Source organism: Flavobacteriales bacterium (genome assembly GCA_013214975.1).
Lineage (GTDB): Bacteria > Bacteroidota > Bacteroidia > DT-38 > DT-38 > DT-38.
In genome coordinates this window covers 1-3,001 of the sequence record JABSPR010000438.1, presented here as the reverse complement: position 1 = coordinate 3,001, position 3,001 = coordinate 1, and the positions used below count along the sequence as shown (strand labels likewise).

Here is a 3,001-nt window from a genome sequence, read left to right as displayed (position 1 = left end):
GAAAAGGGTTAGTGATGGGTATCAAAGATTATTTCGGCAAACTCAACCTTAAATCTGCAATAATTGGTTTATCCGGTGGAGTAGATTCGGCGTTGGTAGCTGTTTTATTAGTTGATGCGTTGGGTAAAGAAAACGTAACATGTGTAATGCTACCATCAATCTATTCTTCTGAAGGTTCTATTACGGATTCTCAAGAACTACTAAATAACTTAGGTTGTCATTCATTTACCTTACCTATAAAAGATATAGTGGACAGCGTATCAAAAACATTAACTAATGTGTTTGCCGGACAGAAAGAGGATGTTACAGAAGAAAACATTCAAGCACGCAGTAGGTCTCTATTACTTATGGCAATGGCTAACAAATTCGTACATGTTCTAATAAACACTTCAAATAAAAGCGAAAGCGCTGTTGGCTATAGTACTCTTTATGGAGATATGAGCGGTGGATTATCTGTTATTGGAGACTTGTACAAAACGGAAGTATTTGAACTCTGCAAACACATTAACAAAGAGAAAGAGCTTATACCCGATATTATTATTACCAAGCCCCCTTCTGCTGAACTTCGACCAGATCAAAAAGATTCTGACTCTCTTCCTAAATACGATATTCTTGATGGAATTCTTTATCAATATATTGAGAAGAGACAGAGTCCAAAAGAAATTATTAGTCAAGGGTTTGATAGTGGCACAGTTAATGCGATCATCAAATTAGTTAATAGAAATGAACACAAAAGATATCAGTCACCTCCAGTATTACGTATTTCGAATAAAGGATTTGGAATTGGGAGACGGATGCCGATTGTTGGAAAATACATGGAATAACGGGATCTATATTCTAGGAAACGATCGTCTTCCTTTTAAAAATAAATTTACAATCAACCTATTCTATTTAATTCATTATAAAATAGTTACTTAGTTACGTACAGTATTATTAGCGATACGACTCAAAAACATCACAACTAAGCGGTTCTTGCGTCGTAATAAACACATATATTGCACTTTTTTTACAAAAACATTACACCCATGAAAAGCTTAAATATTAATATTTCGACACTTGCAATTGTATTAATCTGCTCATTATCAATGCCATCGACGGGAATTGCTAAAAGTTCAGAATACACTAGCGAAAAACTAGTACTAGCTCAATATTTATTCTCTTGCCAATCGGTAGTTAAAAACACAATCGATATCGGGGATGGCGCTAAGCAATTGAAGTTTATATACCTCAGTTTAGGAGCAGAGTATCACGAACAAGCGACCAAATCTTTTAACAAGTTACAAGGCCTGGATAAAGACATGGAAAAGAAACTGATTAAAAATGTCACAAACCTTTTAAAACTATACAGTGATTTTTTCGAAAAAGCGAACTCAATCTCAGCAGTAGAAATGACATCTAGTTTAATTATGGATATACTACTCTTGGAGAAAATCACTAACCAGCTTTACAATTCTCCTAAATAACTAGAGGCCTAAGAGAACCTCTTCTCCTTGTTTCCCTCCAAATATCATATTCGCAGGATCTTCCAGCATCTTTTTAATTGCTACCAAGAATCCTACTGAATCTTTACCATCAATCACTCTGTGATCATATGATAAAGCGATATACATCATTGGTCTAATTACGACCTCACCATCTACTGCAATCGGTCGTTGAATAATATTGTGCATCCCTAGAATTCCACTTTGCGGTGGATTTATTATCGGCGTACTCATCATCGATCCAAATACTCCTCCATTTGTAATTGTAAACGTCCCTCCTAACATTTCATCCATACTGATCTTGCCTTCTCTCACTTTGATTGCCAATCGCTTTATATCGGCTTCTATTTCGGCCAAACTCATTACTTCTGCATTTCTAACAATAGGTACCATCAATCCTTTTGGTCCACTCACAGCAATTGCTATGTCCGCATAATTATGCGTTATTATTTCTTCTCCGTCTAGAATAGCATTTACATTAGGAAACAGGCTCAGCGCCTCTGTAACAGCTTTCGTAAAAAACGACATGAAGCCAAGCTTTACGCCATGTACTTCTTCAAATTTAGCTTTATACTTTGTTCTTAAATCCATCACCGGTTTCATGTCCACTTCGTTAAAAGTAGTTAGCATGGCAGTTTCGTTTTTAACGGCAACCAATCGAGATGCTAGCTTCCTTCTAAGCATAGACATCTTCCTCCGAGTAGCGTCTCTAGAACCTCCCCAGCCACCGGCACTTGATGCAGAAACACCTCCAGCTAACTGAGAGATAACATCTTGTTTTGTTATTCTTCCGTTCTTACCGGAACCCTTAATTTGATCTAAACCAACCCCAGCTTCAGCTATTAGTTTATTCGCAGCGGCGGATGGATGTCCAGATGCGTAATTTTTATCTTCTTTGTCAGCATCAGCTTTAACTACTTCTTGTTTTTTTACTTCAGCAACTGGCTCTGGCCTATCTTCTTTTGTTACGCCCTTTTTTGATTTTCCTTCTGCACTAGTATCAATAGTGCAGATTATATCCCCTACTGCAACAGTTTCTCCTTCTTCTATTTTAATTGATAACGAACCAGACTCTTCCGCGTTGATCGTAAGTGTAGCCTTATCAGAATCTATCTCACACAATTCGGCGTCCTTATCAATATATTCGCCTTCCGAAACAAGCCAAGAAGCTATTTCAACTTCTGTGATCGACTCACCTGGACTTGGAACTCTAATTTCAACAATCATTTTAAATCAATTATAGTTACTAAACTATTTTATCGCACCATCGATAACTTCTGCCTGTCTGCTCTTAAATCTCTCATGAGATCCAGATGCCGGTGCCGCACTTTCCGGTGGCGATACCAAATCTAACCTTTCTGGGAACTTCCAAAGCATAAACGTCCATGCGCCCATGTTGGCCGGTTCTTCCTGCGCCCAGATTAATTTCTCGGCGTTTTTATATTTCTTCAATACCTTTTGGATCTCCTCCGTTGGCAACGGGTACAACTGCTCCAACCTTACTATGGCGGTATCCTTGT

Annotated in this window: 4 protein-coding genes; 2 read left to right on the top strand and 2 right to left on the bottom strand. The window is 37.9% G+C overall.

The window, feature by feature from the left end:
• Both nadE and HRT72_13635 read left to right on the top strand, forming a co-directional pair.
• Positions 1-824: NAD(+) synthase (nadE, locus tag HRT72_13640; protein ID NQY68752.1), on the top strand; the 824-nt coding region annotated here is incomplete at its 5' end.
• A gap of 201 nt (positions 825-1,025) precedes the next feature.
• The gene (locus tag HRT72_13635; GenBank protein NQY68751.1) at positions 1,026-1,463 is read left to right on the top strand and encodes a hypothetical protein; all 438 of its coding nucleotides are present in this window, start codon (positions 1,026-1,028) and stop codon (positions 1,461-1,463) included.
• Here HRT72_13635 and odhB read toward each other — a convergent pair whose 3' ends face one another.
• Entirely contained in the window at positions 1,464-2,708 is a 1,245-nt protein-coding gene (odhB, locus tag HRT72_13630) for a 2-oxoglutarate dehydrogenase complex dihydrolipoyllysine-residue succinyltransferase (GenBank protein ID NQY68750.1), read from the bottom strand.
• Positions 2,709-2,732: 24 nt separating this feature from the next.
• A partial coding sequence (locus HRT72_13625) for a hypothetical protein (protein ID NQY68749.1) occupies positions 2,733-3,001 on the bottom strand: 269 nt, incomplete at its 5' end.

Bases quoted from the DNA above. Each gene is read 5' to 3' on its own strand.
- HRT72_13635 (NQY68751.1), top strand. From the start codon at position 1,026: ATGAAAAGCTTAAATATTAATATTTCGACACTTGCAATTGTATTAATC.
- odhB (NQY68750.1), bottom strand. From the start codon at position 2,708: ATGATTGTTGAAATTAGAGTTCCAAGTCCAGGTGAGTCGATCACAGAA.